Source organism: Acaryochloris thomasi RCC1774, from assembly GCF_003231495.1.
Taxonomy (GTDB): domain Bacteria; phylum Cyanobacteriota; class Cyanobacteriia; order Thermosynechococcales; family Thermosynechococcaceae; genus RCC1774.
In genome coordinates this window covers 414,952-430,055 of the sequence record NZ_PQWO01000002.1, presented here as the reverse complement: position 1 = coordinate 430,055, position 15,104 = coordinate 414,952, and the positions used below count along the sequence as shown (strand labels likewise).

The 15,104-nt window shown below is 51.5% G+C and carries 18 protein-coding genes and 1 pseudogene; 8 read left to right on the top strand and 11 right to left on the bottom strand.

The genetic code is table 11. The features are described 5' to 3' along the window. Positions 1–8: 8 nt before the first annotated feature. The gene (locus tag C1752_RS05025) at positions 9–689 is read right to left on the bottom strand and encodes a haloacid dehalogenase type II (RefSeq protein ID WP_110984937.1); all 681 of its coding nucleotides are present in this window, start codon (positions 687–689) and stop codon (positions 9–11) included. 66 nt (positions 690–755) lie between these two features. Then, complete coding sequence (locus C1752_RS05020; protein ID WP_110984936.1) at positions 756–1,217, bottom strand: hypothetical protein; 462 nt, start codon at positions 1,215–1,217, stop codon at positions 756–758. 196 nt (positions 1,218–1,413) lie between these two features. On the opposite strand from C1752_RS05020, the gene C1752_RS05015 reads away from it, so the two are divergent. From C1752_RS05015 to C1752_RS05005, 3 genes and pseudogenes are all read left to right on the top strand, one after another. Beyond that, positions 1,414–1,986, top strand: a complete 573-nt coding sequence (locus tag C1752_RS05015; protein WP_110984935.1) for a TetR/AcrR family transcriptional regulator — start codon at positions 1,414–1,416, stop codon at positions 1,984–1,986. A 167-nt stretch (positions 1,987–2,153) separates the two neighbouring features. Continuing rightward, entirely contained in the window at positions 2,154–2,468 is a 315-nt protein-coding gene (locus tag C1752_RS05010) for a transposase (RefSeq protein ID WP_199464284.1), read from the top strand. A 16-nt stretch (positions 2,469–2,484) separates the two neighbouring features. Beyond that, positions 2,485–3,016, top strand: a pseudogene (locus tag C1752_RS05005) (transposase family protein). Between the two features lie 225 nt (positions 3,017–3,241). On the opposite strand, the gene C1752_RS05000 reads toward C1752_RS05005, so the two are convergent. Then, positions 3,242–3,640, bottom strand: a complete 399-nt coding sequence (locus tag C1752_RS05000; RefSeq protein WP_110984933.1) for an MAPEG family protein — start codon at positions 3,638–3,640, stop codon at positions 3,242–3,244. 124 nt (positions 3,641–3,764) lie between these two features. On the opposite strand from C1752_RS05000, the gene C1752_RS04995 reads away from it, so the two are divergent. Continuing rightward, complete coding sequence (locus C1752_RS04995; RefSeq protein ID WP_110984932.1) at positions 3,765–4,742, top strand: AraC family transcriptional regulator; 978 nt, start codon at positions 3,765–3,767, stop codon at positions 4,740–4,742. A 66-nt stretch (positions 4,743–4,808) separates the two neighbouring features. Here the strand turns inward: C1752_RS04995 and petC are convergent, their stop codons facing one another. The 5 genes from petC to C1752_RS04970 form a co-directional block, all read right to left on the bottom strand. Continuing rightward, positions 4,809–5,345, bottom strand: coding sequence for a cytochrome b6-f complex iron-sulfur subunit (gene petC, locus C1752_RS04990; RefSeq protein ID WP_110984931.1), 537 nt, complete (start codon positions 5,343–5,345; stop codon positions 4,809–4,811). 295 nt (positions 5,346–5,640) lie between these two features. Beyond that, positions 5,641–6,756 (bottom strand): substrate-binding domain-containing protein, encoded by a 1,116-nt coding sequence (locus tag C1752_RS04985; protein WP_110984930.1) that lies wholly within the window; start codon positions 6,754–6,756, stop codon positions 5,641–5,643. Positions 6,757–6,759: 3 nt separating this feature from the next. After that, positions 6,760–7,488: a hypothetical protein gene (locus tag C1752_RS04980; protein ID WP_233501346.1), complete on the bottom strand. Its 729-nt coding sequence runs from the start codon at positions 7,486–7,488 to the stop codon at positions 6,760–6,762. Between the two features lie 4 nt (positions 7,489–7,492). After that, the gene (locus tag C1752_RS04975) at positions 7,493–9,205 is read right to left on the bottom strand and encodes an extracellular solute-binding protein (RefSeq protein ID WP_110985080.1); all 1,713 of its coding nucleotides are present in this window, start codon (positions 9,203–9,205) and stop codon (positions 7,493–7,495) included. Positions 9,206–9,337: 132 nt separating this feature from the next. Then, positions 9,338–9,859 carry a GNAT family N-acetyltransferase gene (locus C1752_RS04970; RefSeq protein WP_110984929.1) on the bottom strand — a complete coding sequence of 174 codons (522 nt, stop codon included), beginning with the start codon at positions 9,857–9,859 and terminating at the stop codon, positions 9,338–9,340. 151 nt (positions 9,860–10,010) lie between these two features. Between C1752_RS04970 and C1752_RS04965 the strand changes: the two genes are divergently transcribed. Further along, the gene (locus tag C1752_RS04965; protein WP_110984928.1) at positions 10,011–10,736 is read left to right on the top strand and encodes a class I SAM-dependent methyltransferase; all 726 of its coding nucleotides are present in this window, start codon (positions 10,011–10,013) and stop codon (positions 10,734–10,736) included. A 124-nt stretch (positions 10,737–10,860) separates the two neighbouring features. Here the strand turns inward: C1752_RS04965 and C1752_RS04960 are convergent, their stop codons facing one another. Together C1752_RS04960 and C1752_RS04955 are read right to left on the bottom strand one after the other, a co-directional pair. Further along, positions 10,861–11,670: a DNA/RNA non-specific endonuclease gene (locus C1752_RS04960; protein WP_233501345.1), complete on the bottom strand. Its 810-nt coding sequence runs from the start codon at positions 11,668–11,670 to the stop codon at positions 10,861–10,863. Between the two features lie 88 nt (positions 11,671–11,758). Further along, the gene (locus C1752_RS04955; protein WP_110984926.1) at positions 11,759–12,232 is read right to left on the bottom strand and encodes a TM2 domain-containing protein; all 474 of its coding nucleotides are present in this window, start codon (positions 12,230–12,232) and stop codon (positions 11,759–11,761) included. 287 nt (positions 12,233–12,519) lie between these two features. On the opposite strand from C1752_RS04955, the gene rbp reads away from it, so the two are divergent. From rbp to C1752_RS04940, 3 genes are all read left to right on the top strand, one after another. After that, complete coding sequence (gene rbp, locus C1752_RS04950) at positions 12,520–12,765, top strand: RNA-binding regulator (RefSeq protein WP_110984925.1); 246 nt, start codon at positions 12,520–12,522, stop codon at positions 12,763–12,765. Positions 12,766–12,889: 124 nt separating this feature from the next. Further along, positions 12,890–13,078 carry a 30S ribosomal protein S21 gene (gene rpsU, locus C1752_RS04945; RefSeq protein WP_110984924.1) on the top strand — a complete coding sequence of 63 codons (189 nt, stop codon included), beginning with the start codon at positions 12,890–12,892 and terminating at the stop codon, positions 13,076–13,078. Positions 13,079–13,115: 37 nt separating this feature from the next. Beyond that, positions 13,116–13,727, top strand: a complete 612-nt coding sequence (locus C1752_RS04940; RefSeq protein ID WP_110984923.1) for a CDP-alcohol phosphatidyltransferase family protein — start codon at positions 13,116–13,118, stop codon at positions 13,725–13,727. Here C1752_RS04940 and C1752_RS04935 read toward each other — a convergent pair. Beyond that, a complete protein-coding gene (locus C1752_RS04935; protein ID WP_110984922.1) occupies positions 13,724–14,986 on the bottom strand; it encodes a GGDEF domain-containing protein in 1,263 nt (420 codons plus the stop codon). The two genes, C1752_RS04940 and C1752_RS04935, sit on opposite strands and share 4 nt — an antisense overlap. Between the last annotated feature and the right edge of the window lie 118 nt (positions 14,987–15,104).

The window sequence follows — 15,104 nt, the reverse complement described above, 5'->3', positions numbered from 1 at the left end:
TCTGTGAGCTATTGCTGTGAAATGAGTTGTTGTACGAGTTGGTTTAAGTCAGCGACAACGGAGTCAGGAGGCGTTGTGTTTGGGTACAGCGTTGTCCCCGGTCTTTGAATAAAGGCCGTTTGCAGCCCTACCGCTTTTGCACCGGCGAGATCCCAGGCATGAGCTGCAACCATTAGGGCTTCTTCTGGCTGCACACCGATCTCTTTCAAAGCCCAACGGTATGGACGAGGATCGGGCTTGTAGGTGCGGACATCTTCCACGCTGAACCGTCGTTCGAAATAGTCGGTTAGCCCTGCGTTCTGAAATTGGGTCGCCACCCCTTTATTCGAGGAATTCGTGAGGCTGATGAGGCGAAACCCAGATTGAGAGAGGGCTGCAAGTCCTTCCTTAACGTCTGGATGGGGCGGCAAGTTTGTAATTGAGCCGACAATTGCCTGCCGTGCTGTCGAGTGTTCGAGATCGAAACCCTGTTGTTTGGCAACCATGATGAGGGCCGCAGTCCCGATCTCTCCAAAGTCGTGATAGTCGCCTACTAGGGTCTCTACCAGCGAATAGTGCAGCATGGTTGAGAACCACAAAGGAAGCAGATCTTCCCGACCCTTTAGAACGGCACCGACTGAGGTCCGCAAAGGTTTCAGATCTAAAAGTGTTTCATTAACGTCAAAGATAATGACTTTGGGGTTGGACATTTGGGTATATCTCCACTGAGCGGCAATTGATAACGAATAATGCAGGTCACTAGAGCAGTTGCCGACTTACACGCTTCTCGCCTCTTTGTCCCTGCCGCCTTCTCTAGAAAGCCACCGGATAACCGAGGCAACACCCAATCCCCAAGCACCATTGACCATCAAACCAGTGGCGATCAGGTTAGGCTGCCATCCCCCCGCAATGGGTAGACCTTTGAGAGGCAGGACAACAAATAGAAAAACGGCGGTGGGTGCGAATGCCCCAAACAGTAAAGTAGTGACCCAATAACGAGTATTGCCCTTAATTCGGGAGCCAAATAGGCTCAGCGCAATTCCCCATAGACCTCCCCAAAAAGCGGATGAAAAGACCTGTGGAATGCCCAGAGGTTGGGTTGACTTCAATGAGTAGGGTGATACCGGGATAAACTCCACTCTGTTCAGCAGGGCCAGTACACCCTGATGCAAAAGCAAGACCGATATAAAGCCTGCACCAAAGCTGATCAGAAGTCGTAATCTGTTCTTCTTGATCATTGCGATATCTCCATGCAATTGATTAGACAGACAGGTTTGTATAGTTAAAACATACAGACAAGTCTGTCTACTGTCAATATTTTGCGGAAATCTCTATTGGTTTATGGTTCTCATTCCGCTGCGCGCCTGTAGATAGCAGACGTTTTTAGTGGGGGCCATGCTAGGATACAGACAAGTCTGTCTATCAAAAGAGCCCATGGCAACTACAAAATCTGCGCGGCCATCTGTTCGCGATCGCATCCTGTCAACCGCCTCTGAGCTGTTTTATCAGGAGGGTGTTCGTGGCGTTGGTATTGATCGCATTATTGCCGAATCCGGTGTTGCCAAAATGTCGCTTTACAAGCACTTCAAATCGAAGGATGTGCTGATTGCCACCTATCTGGAAGAGCGGACTGAAAATTGGCTAGCCTGGCTGCATACAAGGGTGGAGGAATTGGCGACAGAACCTTGCGATCGCATCCTGGCCGTCTTCGATGTTTACAAAGAATGGTTCGAGCAGCCAGATTTTCACGGTTGCGCTTTTATCAACACCTCTATTGAACTTTTTGACTCTGGGCATCCCGCCTATCAGGTTTGCCTTGACCACATGCAAGCGGTTGCTGATTTTCTGTCGACTTTGGTAAGAGATGCCCAGCTTCCTGAGCCTGATATTCTCACCTCTCAGTTGATGATTCTACTTAAAGGCGCAGTTGTAGAGACAGTGATGCAAGGGAATTCAGATCCAGCTGTGCGTGCAAAACAAGCTGCGGTCATTCTGATCCAGCACTAAATGTACCTGAGTTGTTTTGTTTCACATCTGCAGGCAAGTTCAACAAAACATTTGAGCTTAGTTGGACTCACATTTTCGGGATCTTGTCCTCTTTTGGTGATCCGGGTTTGAAGCCAGAGGATATAGAATCCATTTGAGATCTTTCGATATATCCGCAGGAATGATGGATGTCGTCTCCGGCAAGTATCATGGCCTATTTGAGCAGTCTGACCGATGCAGAATGGGAAATCCTAGAACCGCTGTTGCCAGAAGTTCTGCCTCTTAAGCAAACGACTCGTCCGCTCAGTTGGACCTATCGTGACCTCATTGATGGGGTGCTCTATCGACTCAAGAATGGTTGTAATTGGCAAGACTTACCCAAAGACTTGCCGCCTTATTCAACGGTATTCTGGCATTACAATCAGTGGCGTCAGGCAGGCGCCATTGAAAAGTTGACGACGTTGCTCCATGAGCAGGTCCGAGTACAGGTAAAAAAAGCCTAAATGGACGACATTGATGATGGCTGACTCCCGAGCGGTCAAAAACACCTGCAATGCCTCTATTGATTCCAAAGGCTTCTGTTTCTACAAGGCCACCGATGGGATAAAGCGGCATCTAGTGGTTGATACCCTTCTTTACCCACTGCACGGCTGCAAACCTCTCAGATGATGCTGGCTTGCTGGAGATGTTGATTGAAAACATCGATTATTTTCGCGCTAAGCCAGTGAACATTCCTAAAATAACGCTCTTGCTAGACAACGGCCATCATCTGCAGACGTTAACCGACGCGCTAGAGAAAGTGTATCCCCAAATCATGCGCAAAATCAGGTTTGAGCTATCGCCCAAGCCGTCTAAAGCACAGAAAGCTGCTCAAGGGAAAACTGGATTTGTCCCGGCGGCGACTCGGTGGGTCATTGAACGCTCTAATGCTTGGATGGAAAGATGTAAGAGCTTGGTGAAGAACTTTGAAAGAACCTTGCCTCACGCAACCGAGCAGCTCAACCTTTGCTTCATTAGGCTAATGCTCAAGAGGCTTGCAGCTAATGCGTAGAGATCTAAAATGGTTTCTATAGGACATTCTCAGACGTTTCAAGCGCACCTTCAAGACAGCCACCCAAACTAGCCACAGCCTCCGTTAACTTGAAGCAGGCAAGCCAGCAGAGAAGGATCAGCCAGCCAACCGCCGACAAAAAGATCTCTGCCCAAGCCATACCTTAAAAAGATTCTGAACGGGTGCGGAGATCAATCTCGTGGGACAAGGTCTTCATTCTCATTGCTAGGCAGCTCCGAGTATGTTTACAGCAAGGGTTATCTGAGCTACAAATCCGGCAGCAAATGCAACCGTGCGTAGGAAGGGAATGCCTAGAGTATAGATAACGTAGTGAGCGGCCCGCGCAAAGAAGTAAAGCTGGCAGGCAGCAATGGTGGTGGGCGTGGAAAGGTTTGCGATCGCAACCCCCAAAACCAATGGTGCGAAAACCACAAGATTTTCGACTGCATTAGCATGGGCATGGGTCATGCGCTCCGCCCATGCCGCCTTCGGGACCGTATCAGATGCAGGATTACCCACAACACCCATCACCCCCATCTCTAGCATCCGGTTGACAACGTAGGGCATCCAAAAGAGAGCCGTCATCGTCACGGTCAGGGTTAGCCAAAAGATTTCAGTTGTCATGTTGCGATTCTCCTCAAAAGATTAGACAGTACACCGACACCTTTGCACCACCCACGCAGTTTAATGGAGGCAGGCAAGAGAATAAATCATTAAAAAGACTGTTTATTTTGCCGAAACAACTGCAATGAATTCCGAGCTCGATATTTTAAGCGATGTTCTAGACTCCCTCCACATTTGTGGCAGCCTACTGCTCCACGAGTCGTACACCGCGCCTTGGGCAATCACGCTCCCAGATGCTGGCGAGCTGGGACAGCTGCTGAATGTTGAAAGGGGCACACGAGCCGTCGCTTTTCATCTAGTTGAGCGAGGGCACCTTGAGCTAGTCTCGGCAGATGCATCTCACGAGCAGTCTCCACTGGTGGTTGAAGCCGGAGAAATGGTGATTTGCTTTAGCGGCACTGCCCACCAAATTTCCCAGGGCGTCAATCCACCCAGGCTGCCGGTAGAGAACATTTTATTGGGCGAACCGATTCCATTTCGTTGCTCAACAGGTACCCGAGGCTCTCTCGTCTGCTTGTGTGGCGTATTTTACCTGCATGATACCCATCTCAACCCTCTGTTTGCGTCCCTTCCATCCGTTCTCCACGCCCCCATCTCCCAAGCCGAGACCTTCCAGAATTTATCGGGCGTCGCCAACTTAATTGTTCAAGAACTGGAGCAACGCGCACCCGGAAGCAACTTTATGGTTGAGCGACTGTTAGAACTACTCTGTGCAGGGGCTGTCCGATCTTATATGGCTAGACTGCAGCCCCAAGAACCCAGTTGGCTAAAGGGTGTTCGAGATCCAATCATTAGCCGTGCCTTGGCCCTCATTCACGCTCAACCCGGCGGAGATTGGTCAGTGGATACGCTCGCTCAACAGGTAGCGCTGTCTCCTTCTCGATTCGCGGCTCGCTTCAAAGATACGCTCGGCGAAAGCCCGATGAGCTATGTCTCAAAGTGGAGAATTCACGTCGCCAGTCGCCTTCTAAATAGCACTGAAAAAAATATCAGCGAGATTGCCTCAGAGGTCGGCTATGAGAACCTAGCGGCCTTCAGCCGTGCCTTTAAACGACACCTAGACATTCCGCCAGGAATGTGGAGATCGCAACATTGCACGTAAATGTCTATTGCACTTCAGCATTCAGTCCTTTATTAAGGACGAATCAATCAAGTCTCTTTAGTTAATTCACGCAACCCACCAGGGACGCCGCCCTGTCCGAGGATCAGCTTCGGTCCAGGGAACGATTTTGATGTGCTCATCCTCAACTTGAATATGGACCAGCTTGAGCGGACGATCGGCAGGCCCCCGCTCAACAGAACCGTCAGCCGCAAATCGAGAGCCATGACACGGACATTGAAACTGTTGGTCTATCCCGTTCCAAGGAAAGGTGCAGCCCAGATGGGTACAGTTATCGACAATACCCCGATCATCAAGTTGGTCATTATCCAACACCGTGAGGTAGGTGGGTTCTCCGGCCAAGCCTGCAACAAGGGCACGGGTTCCGGGCGGCTCAGCAAGCAACTGGCTGACAGGGATGGGGTTACCCAATATATCTTTGGCAACCCTGCTCCCATCAGCATCTTCCTCTGCCTGCGGTACGAAAAACTTTGCGGCTGGATACAGGATTGCACCCGCTGCCGCCGCCACGGTTGTCCCGGCCAGAAAATTTAGAAGCTGCCGCCGCGACATTGATGGCTGGGTTGGCAATACATGCTCTTGCATCACGCTTCTCCTTCAAAGAGAGCTCAACTTATTCAGAACTCTCTTACTCTGCTGTCTGTCTATATTTTAAGGAATTCATAAAAGCAGTTAGTTGCTAAAAACCCTATTTATGATGCTGAAACAACTCAAAATATATTTATGACAATCGCTTGAGGGATATTCCAGGCTCGTTAGAGATCAGTGATAACGTCTGGCGGCAAAATCCTAAGCAACCAACCGTGCCATTCAGCAGTGTCCAGATACGCCACCAGGTATGCAGATATCGCGTGTTCGGTATCAGGAGAGAGGAAACTTTTTAGCTGCCGCGCTGCCACAGTCGAATCAACTCTGTCACAGTGGGTCGATCGGGCGGCGGCGTAACCTGCCCGTTGAAATCCACTTTGGCTCCTGGAATGTCTTGCTGCCAAGGGTTATTCGGAATCGCCTCGATCTTGACACCTGGCGTTGTAGGCCGAAAACCATACTCAACAAAGACAGCCTGCTGATCTGGCTCAGCCAAAAACTTGAGCCAAGTTCGAGCAGCTTTCTTTTCACCATCGCCTACCTCTCGCCGCACAATCGCTGCAGTAGCGACGGTCTCAATCGTGGGGTTGAGATAGTAGATTTGGTAGGCTTCGCCCCGCGAAGTCTTAGACTGACTCCAGCGATAGAGGGCAATGCTTTCATAAACGGTGGCGATATCAGCATCGTTGGGACCACGGGTAATAAACTCCCGCAGCAGCACGTCTGTCGATCTGGGCGGCTGATAAACCGAGCGCTTAATCTCATTCACCAGGGTTTGTACCGTCGGGCTAGACAGGTTAGCGGGATTGAGGTTTGAAGTGCCAACTTTGTCCTGTGCCCAGAGACTGAGCGTTAGCTGCCCACTATTGGAGCGGGTTGGGTCAGTGGTGATGAAGTCAAAGCTACCCCAGTCCTGCGAACCGCCAATCTCAGACCAGTTGCGTTTCTGCAGAGCAACCTCTAGACGCGACCACTGAAAGGTGCCGTTAGGGAACAGAGCTTTACCGCGTTGGGGCCATGCGATCGCAACTAATCGAGTTTTAGCAATCGGCTGGGGCTTATCCTGGAACGCTGTCCCCCCCTGCTGCGACTGCCAGCGAGACTCCAGCTCTGCCAGCAGCTCACCATTAGCAGGAATCAGGACCGTGGGCTTAAAGTCATTTTTGTCATCAACATAGTTATTAACCAGATCTTGAGATCCCTGAAACTTGAGATCAATCTGAATCGAAGGATTGGCTTGCTGAAAGCGTTCTTGCAGCTTCTGCAACGGCTCCTGCAGCTCAGTACCGCTAACCACCACAATCGTCTGCTGCAGCCCCGGAATAGGAATGTAAGCGATACCTAAAGAGGCTAGCAAAATAGCCACAGAGGCAAAGGTTCGGGTCAATGGATTTTGCGGCGCAGCCATAGGTTAGGACAATAAAAGATCGACATTTTCTTGATAGCGGGTGAATTCTTCGCTGAGCGATCGCAACTTCATCGCCTCGGTATTGCTCTCGAGGTTCGCCGTCCGTAACTTGTTCTGAAGCTGCTGCAGTACCCCCGCCGCATCTAAAATCAGCGTCGAGAGGCTAATCACCTGGGCCTGACGCGCATCTTCTCCCTGCTGAGCCAGCTGAATATTGCGGTCGAGGCTCTGCGAAAGGCGGTTCCACTGCTGTTGTGCGGCCCCAGAGCTGTTGGCCTGCTTGTGCTCTACTTTGGCAAGCTGCTGCTGGAGATCTTGCACAGACAGGAGCGAGTTGCTCCCCGAGAGTCGCTGGGACAGATCGTTGATTTTCTGCGGGAGTTCGGTGGTGCGATCGCAAGCATATTCCACCGCCCCTAACAGCTCCACCTGATGAGATGCCGTCAAGACCCCCGCCGCCTCTATTCGCAGATTCTCCGCCTGCTGCCTCAGCTTCAAAGCCTGCTGCTGAATCGCCTGCAGCTCTCGATCGAGTACGGAATTCTTCGTTGAGATCGGGTCAGGCCGCGATCCTTTCAACAAGGCCGCTCCCCCCACCGTGGTCACAGCCGCCACCGGCAAAATCACCACATTCGGTAACCGCAAAAACCGTACGCCGACGATTAGGACCAGGCCACCCGCTAAAGCGGCCAGCGGATAGTGCAGTGGGTTCGCCAGTTTGATAGACGCCATCTCCCTAAAACTCCAGTTGCAGATCAGCCATCAGGCGCTGAATCGTCGCCGGATCACCCTTCTTATAGTATCCACCGTTGAGACTAGCAATTTTTTCTAAGATATCGGCATTGAATTCCCCTTCCCGGCCATAGCCAATCGTAAACAGCGCGATTCGCTGATCGCTGGCAAATCCGCTCTTGCCTAACTCCTGCTCTAGCTGGCTAAGGGAAGTTGAAGACCCAGAATCAGCGCCATCCGTTAAGACCAAAATGGCGTTGATGGCATCTGGCCGTAGATTCTGCTGCAGCCAGTCCCGGGCCGTTAAAGTGGCGTCGTAAAGACGAGTGCCGCCATCAGCCTGCAAGCCGCTGATAAACTCAATGCCGCGATCGCGTCCCTCTGGTGTTCCATCCACCAGCACCGGAGCCTGAATCTGACTATCAAAATCAATCAAAGCAATCCTGTCCTTCGGCCCTAAGCTCTTGAGATAAGTCTGCAGCGTACTTTGCACAGCAGGCAGCTTATTGCCAGACATAGACCCTGAAGAATCAATCACGACCACGACTAATGAAGACTTCTTCGCCTCGGTTGCCCAAACCTTGAGCATCGCCTCCACCACCTGCGGCTGCGGGGGTCGAAGTGAATCATACTTCGCCTGCGGATTGACACCGTATTGAGCCGTAAATTTAGGTCCGAGCGGAACTCCCGGCGTTCCAGGCCGCAGTCCTAAATTTGTCGCCAGCTTTTGAGCCTCAGTTGACTGCAAATACTCAAGTACCTGCGTCGCTGCTTCTTTCTCTTCCGCACTGACCCAGGGAGCCGTCGGCAAAATCCCGCGCATGCTCGAAGTAAAGGTCGCCTTAGGATAAACCGCAACGTACTTAGACTGATTCGCTTGCTGATTGCTATTGGCCGCAATGACTGACGATTCATAGACTGAGCCAATCGAAGCCCAAAACAAACCATTTTGCACCATCGCCTCAGATAAAGAGCTAGTAGAAACCCCATAGCGCGTAATCTTCTGCTGAATCTTCTGAATTTGGGCTTGATTCGCCGTCACATCAGCCGCCGATAAATCTTGAGGCGCCTTTCCTGAAACGGAGGCAAACTGAGACACCAATGTCTGCAGGCCAGAATTCGAGCGCGTCGGAGCCGTATGGACATAGTTAATGGTCTGCGGTGAACTGGCCGCGTCTAAATCTCGATGGGTGGTCGCCGTCACGAGCGCCTTAAACAAGTCGTCCGTTTTCTGCAAGCCAGGGGCCAGATCTTCAGAGGTCATAAACACCATCGGACTTGAAGCCAATAGTGGCGCGTCAGTAATCGCAGGGATATAGTTTTGCCCTGGGAAAAGCTGCTCTATCTGATAAATAAGCTGACTGTGGTAAATCTCACCGTCAACCGATACCAGCGTCGGGAACTCAGGGGCTTCTGCAGGCAAAGCTCCTGACTGAAATTGAGCAGCCTGAGTCACAAGTGTATTAACGACATCACCGCTTCCCTGAGCTTCACAAGCTAAATGGAACGCTTCACCGTTGCTCAACTTTGGCTGCGTCTGATTGAACTGGGTCGCCGCCTGATCACAGAATTCACCCAACGCACTCCCCAACAGCATCTTGACCGGAAACCCTCGCCCGGAGGAGCCACCATCAGACACATCCGAACTTGGTGCACAGGCACCCACCAGCAAGGCTCCAAGAACAATAGCAAGGCGCTGTACAGGTTGCTGAATCATAAGAGCGTTATCTTTGACGTCATCGTACGGATTGAGAGAAGTCGCGGTTGACCGCCAACATAATTGATGAGCCGTGCCAACGGTCATCGCCAAGAATCGTATCACCGATTACATCTTACTCAGACAGACATCCTAAGGACCAGTCTCAGAAACGCAGCCTATTAGCCCTGAGCAGCATCTCGCATAGTGATGGATGTCAAAGTATTGATCATTTTTCAAGACTTCACTTTTGAGAATGCCTTCCAGCCGATAAGAACACTTCTCTAACACACGCATTGATGCGGTATTGGTTGCCAAGACTGGCGCATAGAGCTTTCGGTAGCCGAGTGTAAATGCAGTATCTGTCATTTCTTGCAGCGCCGCCGTGGCAATTCCCTGACCCCAGTAAGCTTCACCAAGCCAGTAACCCATTTCAGCCAGATGCTGTCGCCAGCCAGTCTGCGACGTCAGGCCAATGCTGCCCACAAACTCGCCCTTATATTCAATTACTTTCGTAATGGTGCTTTTCTCTCTACAGCCGATATTGATCCACCAGGCTGCGTCAGCACGGGGATAAGGAAAGGTGTCAACCAAATATTGTGACACTCGTTTATTATTGGCTAGCTCTAGCAGCCGTTCGACATCGGTGCTGGTATAGTCTCGCAGACTAATCATGTTTTTCTTTGAGCACTGTTAATTCTCTAGTTAAGTTATAGATCGGCATGAACTGTATGCAAGGTATCAGGGTCCCCCCAAATCCGTCATGTATCTCAGACTGGTGCTCTGCTAGGCAACTTCAGCAACTTACACTTCGGCATTAATTCTTATGGAATCGAGTCAAAAAACTTCATCATTGCCCACGGCCCAGGTCAGCAGCCTTTTTGATCAGTGGGCGAGTACTGACCGTGCTCAGCGGATGGCTACCGGACATCAGCCTCTGATGACGGCTTTGTTAGCAGAGCTAGCGGGAGAAACGAACAAGTCGGCTCTCTTGGATTTGGGCTGCGGGACTGGGTCGTTTTTGGCGCAGGCAGCAGCTTCAGGGTTCTCTCGGACCTGCGGCATTGATGCCTCTCCCAAAATGGTTGAGACCGCTCAAAACACTGCGCCGGAGGCAGAGCTACAGGTTGGCAATTTTGCACATCTGCCGTGGCCTGCGGCGAGTTTCGACAATGTGACCACGATGGAGGCCATTTACTATTGCCCTGAACCGTTGGCGGCTCTTAAAGAAGTCGCCAGGGTTTTAAAGACAGGTGGGCGCTTTGATTTGGTCATTGATTATTATCAAGACTCTAGCGGAACGTCATCGTGGCCAGAGGGTTTAGGATTTGAGATTACTAGCCTTTCAGCCACTCAATGGGTAGATTTACTAGCTCAAGCGGGCTTGGAGAAGATCAGCAACAGACGCATCATTCGCCCCCAGCAGGAGGCCGATCCGGCAAGCTGGAAGCCTTCTGTGTGGTTCCCCACCGAAGACAGTTACCTCGCTTATTTAGAGGATGGTGCCCTATGGCTCACGGGATATTTACCCTCTTCAGTACCGAATCAGTAGCGGAGTTTAATCCAACGTTAAATCTGTCGATGCAGATTGTCGCAAGTCTTGGTATTTCGTCTGTGCAAACAGACCTTGCTCTGATAGGCGCAACTTCTATTCACCAGCCTGATATCTCACGTCGCTACCGCCGAATCTTTTGCTTGCCTCGGTCAACTCGAACTTCGATGCTGTCTTGCACTGACTTAGGAACCTTGCGCAGGAAGTCATAGCCAGTTTGGTGCTCTAAGCTGTCAACAGAGACGGTGAAGGCAGTCCAGGGCGCGTCAGAGTCACCATTTTGATTGGGCATATCCACGGCGATCACTCGGGTCTGAGGGCTGATGCCCTCAGGCCCCTGCCCCGGAGCATCGAGAACAACCACAACTTTCCAGACGCGATTGGGGGGGATGATTTTGCCGGTTGCAATGGCATCCCTTTTTCCATACCCACCGGCCACAATGTAAAGCTCCTTGCCTCGATCTACGAGATAGCGACAATACTGCTCCAAATCAACCCACGGCCCCCGATTGATATCCGCCGCCTGCGGGATAATATTGGTCATTAAAAACGTCGCAGAGTTATTGACCTGAGTATTAGTGCGATCTCCCGATGGCGCCAAGTGACCGCGATCGTAACCACTGCGGCGGTAATCCGTTGGCGTTACCCGTTCCCACTGTTCTGGCAGCGCCGAATCGGGGCGAAAATCATTTTGGCGCTCCACATCTCCTAACCAGCCTGAATCGAGTTGCCAACTCACCCAGTTAGGAATGCCTCGCTTCCGGTTATAGGAGAGCGCAAACTGCGGCTTAGTCATCAAATAATTATTGGGCGTCAGACCTGTTGGTGTCGCATTGCTGGGGTTCCCCAACGCGAGATGATCAATGCGAGGACTCAAAGCCCCGGTCAGCAGGCCGCAGCCGGTCAGGAATGCAAGCAGGCATACACTAATCACAGAGAGTCGCCACTTACGCAAGAGTCAGCCTAGGGTAGGGATCAGCAGCAACTGTACCACCAATCGACTCTGACTCAGGATGGATTATTTAGAGGTCAAAATAGTAGCGGACCGCGCCGGAATCAGGATCGTTTCCCACGTGGGCGAGACCACGACGGGCTGCTTCTAGCAACAGTGCTTCAGCTTCATCAGCGGTCAGACCCGTTTCCAAGATAGCCCTGCCGAGGGAGAGTTCGTTGTTGTTTGCGATCGCAACATTCAGCAATGCCTGCATAGGGTCGACTTTCTTCTGGCTGACCTGCTGCCATACCTTTTGCAGCAGCCCACTGTAGTCTGTTTCAGACCGTGGACCGAGGGTCCGCCGTCGCTCACTTGTAATCGACGGAATCAACGCTAAATCAACCCATTGCCCCATGCCGAACAGGCCGAAGGTGAGAAGCCAAACGGCACCGCTGACGGGCTTACCCAAATAGAAACGATGCAGGCCACATAGGCCAAATACGCCCAGACCGCAAAGGAGATAAGCCCTTTGCATACTGACGTCTTGATTTTGAGTCACCATAGGGGTTCTCCCTAGTTACAGACAACGGGCCTATTCAAAAGCCTGTTCTCTATACATATAGTAGCAACAACACAGAAAGACATTGAACCGTTCACAGTCGCCTGAGTGATTATTGCTTTTATCTCCTTTCCAGGCCCAAAGCTTTAGCAAAGTGCTAAAGTAACCGCAGAGAATTAAATATCGGTGTAGCATTTGTTTCTAGTATCAACGGGTCTTCACGTTTTTCGATTGACAGACTTCTCTCCGAATTTTCACTCTCCACAACCCCTAACTTTTGGAGATAAACAATGTCAATCTATGTAGGCAACCTGTCCTATGACGTTACAGACGCAGATCTAACCACTGCTTTTGCAGAGTACGGAACCGTCAAAAGCGTTAAGCTTCCCACCGATCGTGAAACAGGCCGGGTTCGTGGGTTTGGTTTTGTAGAGATGAGTTCTGAGGCGGAAGAGACCGCCGCCATCGATGCCCTCGACGGCGCTGAGTGGATGGGACGCGATCTGAGAGTTAACAAGGCTAAGCCTCGCCAGTAGACAATATCTTCTTGCGCCAAATCAAATAAACCCAATAATAGAGGCGGTGTCTGCCGCCTCTATTGTTTTTTGGGAAGGTTAGAAATAGCCATTGCACATGCTGTTCCATGAGTGAGGAGATTCGATGGCCCAGATTACTCCTGGCGAAGGCGAAGGCATCGAATCAGCCTTGCGTCGATTTAAACGAGAGGTTTCCAAAGCAGGGATTTTCCCGGATATGCGGAAGCATCGTCACTTTGAAACACCGATCGAGAAACGGAAGCGAAAAATGTTAGCGAAGCATCGGCAGAAGAGAAGGAAGTTCCGGTTCTAGGCGATAGGATAGATCATCCATTGAGAAGGTCTGCCCCATGCCCACCGCTCCGACTTCATGGCTGGACCAAACCGTTCAAATCCTAACGATCAGACTGGCCCGCCTGCTTGCAGGCTGGGCCTGGATTACTCCGAATCGAATCACCTGGTTCTCTGCCGCGGTGGGGGGGGTGCTGGCCGGAGGCTTAATTCTTCAAGGACAGCTTCGGTGGGCAGCGCTGGCCGTGATTATCAGCGGTCTTTTAGATGGCCTTGATGGCGATCTGGCTCGCGAGCGGGGAACAACCTCCACGGAGGGGGCAATCCTAGACAGCGTTTTAGATCGGTACGTCGATTTCTTGATCCTCGCAGCCCTGATCTGGATCTCGCCACGTGCTCATTTGGCCGCAGGTTTACTCGCGCTCTTGGGGACAGCCATGGTGCCCTATATTCGGGCCAGAAGCGAAGCGGCGGGCAAAAGCTCGGTCGCCAGTATTGGCAGTCGAGCCGTGCGGATGGTTTTGGTGATTTTGGGCTTACTCACTGGGCAGATATTGCCGCTGCTGATTTTGGTCGGTGCGATCGCAAATATTGCCGCCCTCCACCGCCTCACGGTTGCCATCACCCCCCAATCTCTAGACGACGACCCAGAGTCTGAAGCCGCAAGCTAGGCCTGAGTTGATGAAGGCGTATGCACCACAAAACAGTTGTGGCCCTTCTTCTCTGCTGCAACCAGCGCCATCTTAGCCATCTTCAGCAACTGTTCTGGCTGACGGTGGGCACTGGGAATCAGCGTTGCAACCCCTAAACTCACCGTCACCCGCGCATTCACTGGAGAAGGCAAATGCTTAATCTTCAGACCGTAAACCGCGTCAGAAATCTTAGCCACGATCTGCACCGCCTGCACCTCATTGGTATGGGGCAGCAAAATAGCAAACGACGATTGATCATAGCGAGCCACTAAATCACCCACGCGGTGAATATTGCCTTGAATAGATTGCGCCACCACCCGCAAGCAAATCTCTCCAGCCTCTTGACCATAGTTCTCTTGAAATTCTTCAAAAAAGTCAATATTGCAAAGAATCAACGATAAATCCTGCGTACGACGCTGCATCCGCCGCCATTCAGCCTCTAGGCTTTTATCAAACTGGCGCCGGGTTGCCAGTTTGGTTAGCCCATCCACTATTGCCAGCTTGCTGTGCTCCTGGGCTTGCTCATTGACCCGCAGCCTCAGCGTTTGGTTAAGCTGGCGCAGCCCCCGCAGCAGAAAAGTGATGCTGCCGAGAATGAGGCTTGAAACCCCCATCAAGCCTAGCCCCATCCACAACAGCCCTTGCTGTCTGGTCTGCAGCAATGATTCGATGGACTGATTAACTTCTAAAATCTGCGGTGAGCTATCGGCATTTTGCACCGTTGTAGCGTAGCGAAAATAGCGCCGGTCGCCCACCTTATCTTGGCGATAATAAGCCTGCTGAGGATTTGTCTGCAGAAACTTTTGGGCTTCTGTACCAAAGCGATCTCGGGGTTGATCCCTCTGAGAATCGCGGACGATTTGGGGGCTATAGGTGAGAAAGAAGCGACCGCTCTGCCCCCGTGACTGCTGCTCCAATTTATTCCAGTAGGAGAATAGCCGCGGACGATTACTTTGCGAGGTCGAGAGGGACGTGATGCCTGCCAACTCACCTTCTTGAGCAGATTGAAGCTTTGAGGTGCGCACGAGTTGTTCTGCCTGCTGCACAGTCTGGATCGTCGCTTGAGCCTGCAGCATCGCCTGTGACTCAATAAGCTGGGTCGAAAGATAGGCAGTTCCGGCTAAAGCAATGCTGGCCCCCAGGCACAGACAGCCCAGCAGAATGAGAATAATATACCGATAAAAGATTCGCGTCAGGGTTTGACCTAATCGGCTTTCTCGCAAAGGAGCTGATGCCATAGCACAGAGATTGGGGGACAACTGTGTTTAGTTTTCCCAAGATGGGGGCTATTCTGGAACTGGCTGCGATGATTTTTTGGGAATATAGCGCCCCATCAGGCTGCGGACGATAAAAGAT

Bases quoted from the DNA above. Each gene is read 5' to 3' on its own strand.
- C1752_RS05025 (WP_110984937.1), bottom strand. From the start codon at position 689: ATGTCCAACCCCAAAGTCATTATCTTTGACGTTAATGAAACACTTTTA.
- C1752_RS05020 (WP_110984936.1), bottom strand. From the start codon at position 1,217: ATGATCAAGAAGAACAGATTACGACTTCTGATCAGCTTTGGTGCAGGC.
- C1752_RS05015 (WP_110984935.1), top strand. From the start codon at position 1,414: ATGGCAACTACAAAATCTGCGCGGCCATCTGTTCGCGATCGCATCCTG.
- C1752_RS05010 (WP_199464284.1), top strand. From the start codon at position 2,154: ATGTCGTCTCCGGCAAGTATCATGGCCTATTTGAGCAGTCTGACCGAT.
- C1752_RS05000 (WP_110984933.1), bottom strand. From the start codon at position 3,640: ATGACAACTGAAATCTTTTGGCTAACCCTGACCGTGACGATGACGGCT.
- C1752_RS04995 (WP_110984932.1), top strand. From the start codon at position 3,765: ATGAATTCCGAGCTCGATATTTTAAGCGATGTTCTAGACTCCCTCCAC.
- petC (WP_110984931.1), bottom strand. From the start codon at position 5,345: ATGCAAGAGCATGTATTGCCAACCCAGCCATCAATGTCGCGGCGGCAG.
- C1752_RS04985 (WP_110984930.1), bottom strand. From the start codon at position 6,756: ATGGCTGCGCCGCAAAATCCATTGACCCGAACCTTTGCCTCTGTGGCT.
- C1752_RS04980 (WP_233501346.1), bottom strand. From the start codon at position 7,488: ATGGCGTCTATCAAACTGGCGAACCCACTGCACTATCCGCTGGCCGCT.
- C1752_RS04975 (WP_110985080.1), bottom strand. From the start codon at position 9,205: ATGATTCAGCAACCTGTACAGCGCCTTGCTATTGTTCTTGGAGCCTTG.
- C1752_RS04970 (WP_110984929.1), bottom strand. From the start codon at position 9,859: ATGATTAGTCTGCGAGACTATACCAGCACCGATGTCGAACGGCTGCTA.
- C1752_RS04965 (WP_110984928.1), top strand. From the start codon at position 10,011: ATGGAATCGAGTCAAAAAACTTCATCATTGCCCACGGCCCAGGTCAGC.
- C1752_RS04955 (WP_110984926.1), bottom strand. From the start codon at position 12,232: ATGGTGACTCAAAATCAAGACGTCAGTATGCAAAGGGCTTATCTCCTT.
- rbp (WP_110984925.1), top strand. From the start codon at position 12,520: ATGTCAATCTATGTAGGCAACCTGTCCTATGACGTTACAGACGCAGAT.
- rpsU (WP_110984924.1), top strand. From the start codon at position 12,890: ATGGCCCAGATTACTCCTGGCGAAGGCGAAGGCATCGAATCAGCCTTG.
- C1752_RS04940 (WP_110984923.1), top strand. From the start codon at position 13,116: ATGCCCACCGCTCCGACTTCATGGCTGGACCAAACCGTTCAAATCCTA.
- C1752_RS04935 (WP_110984922.1), bottom strand. From the start codon at position 14,986: ATGGCATCAGCTCCTTTGCGAGAAAGCCGATTAGGTCAAACCCTGACG.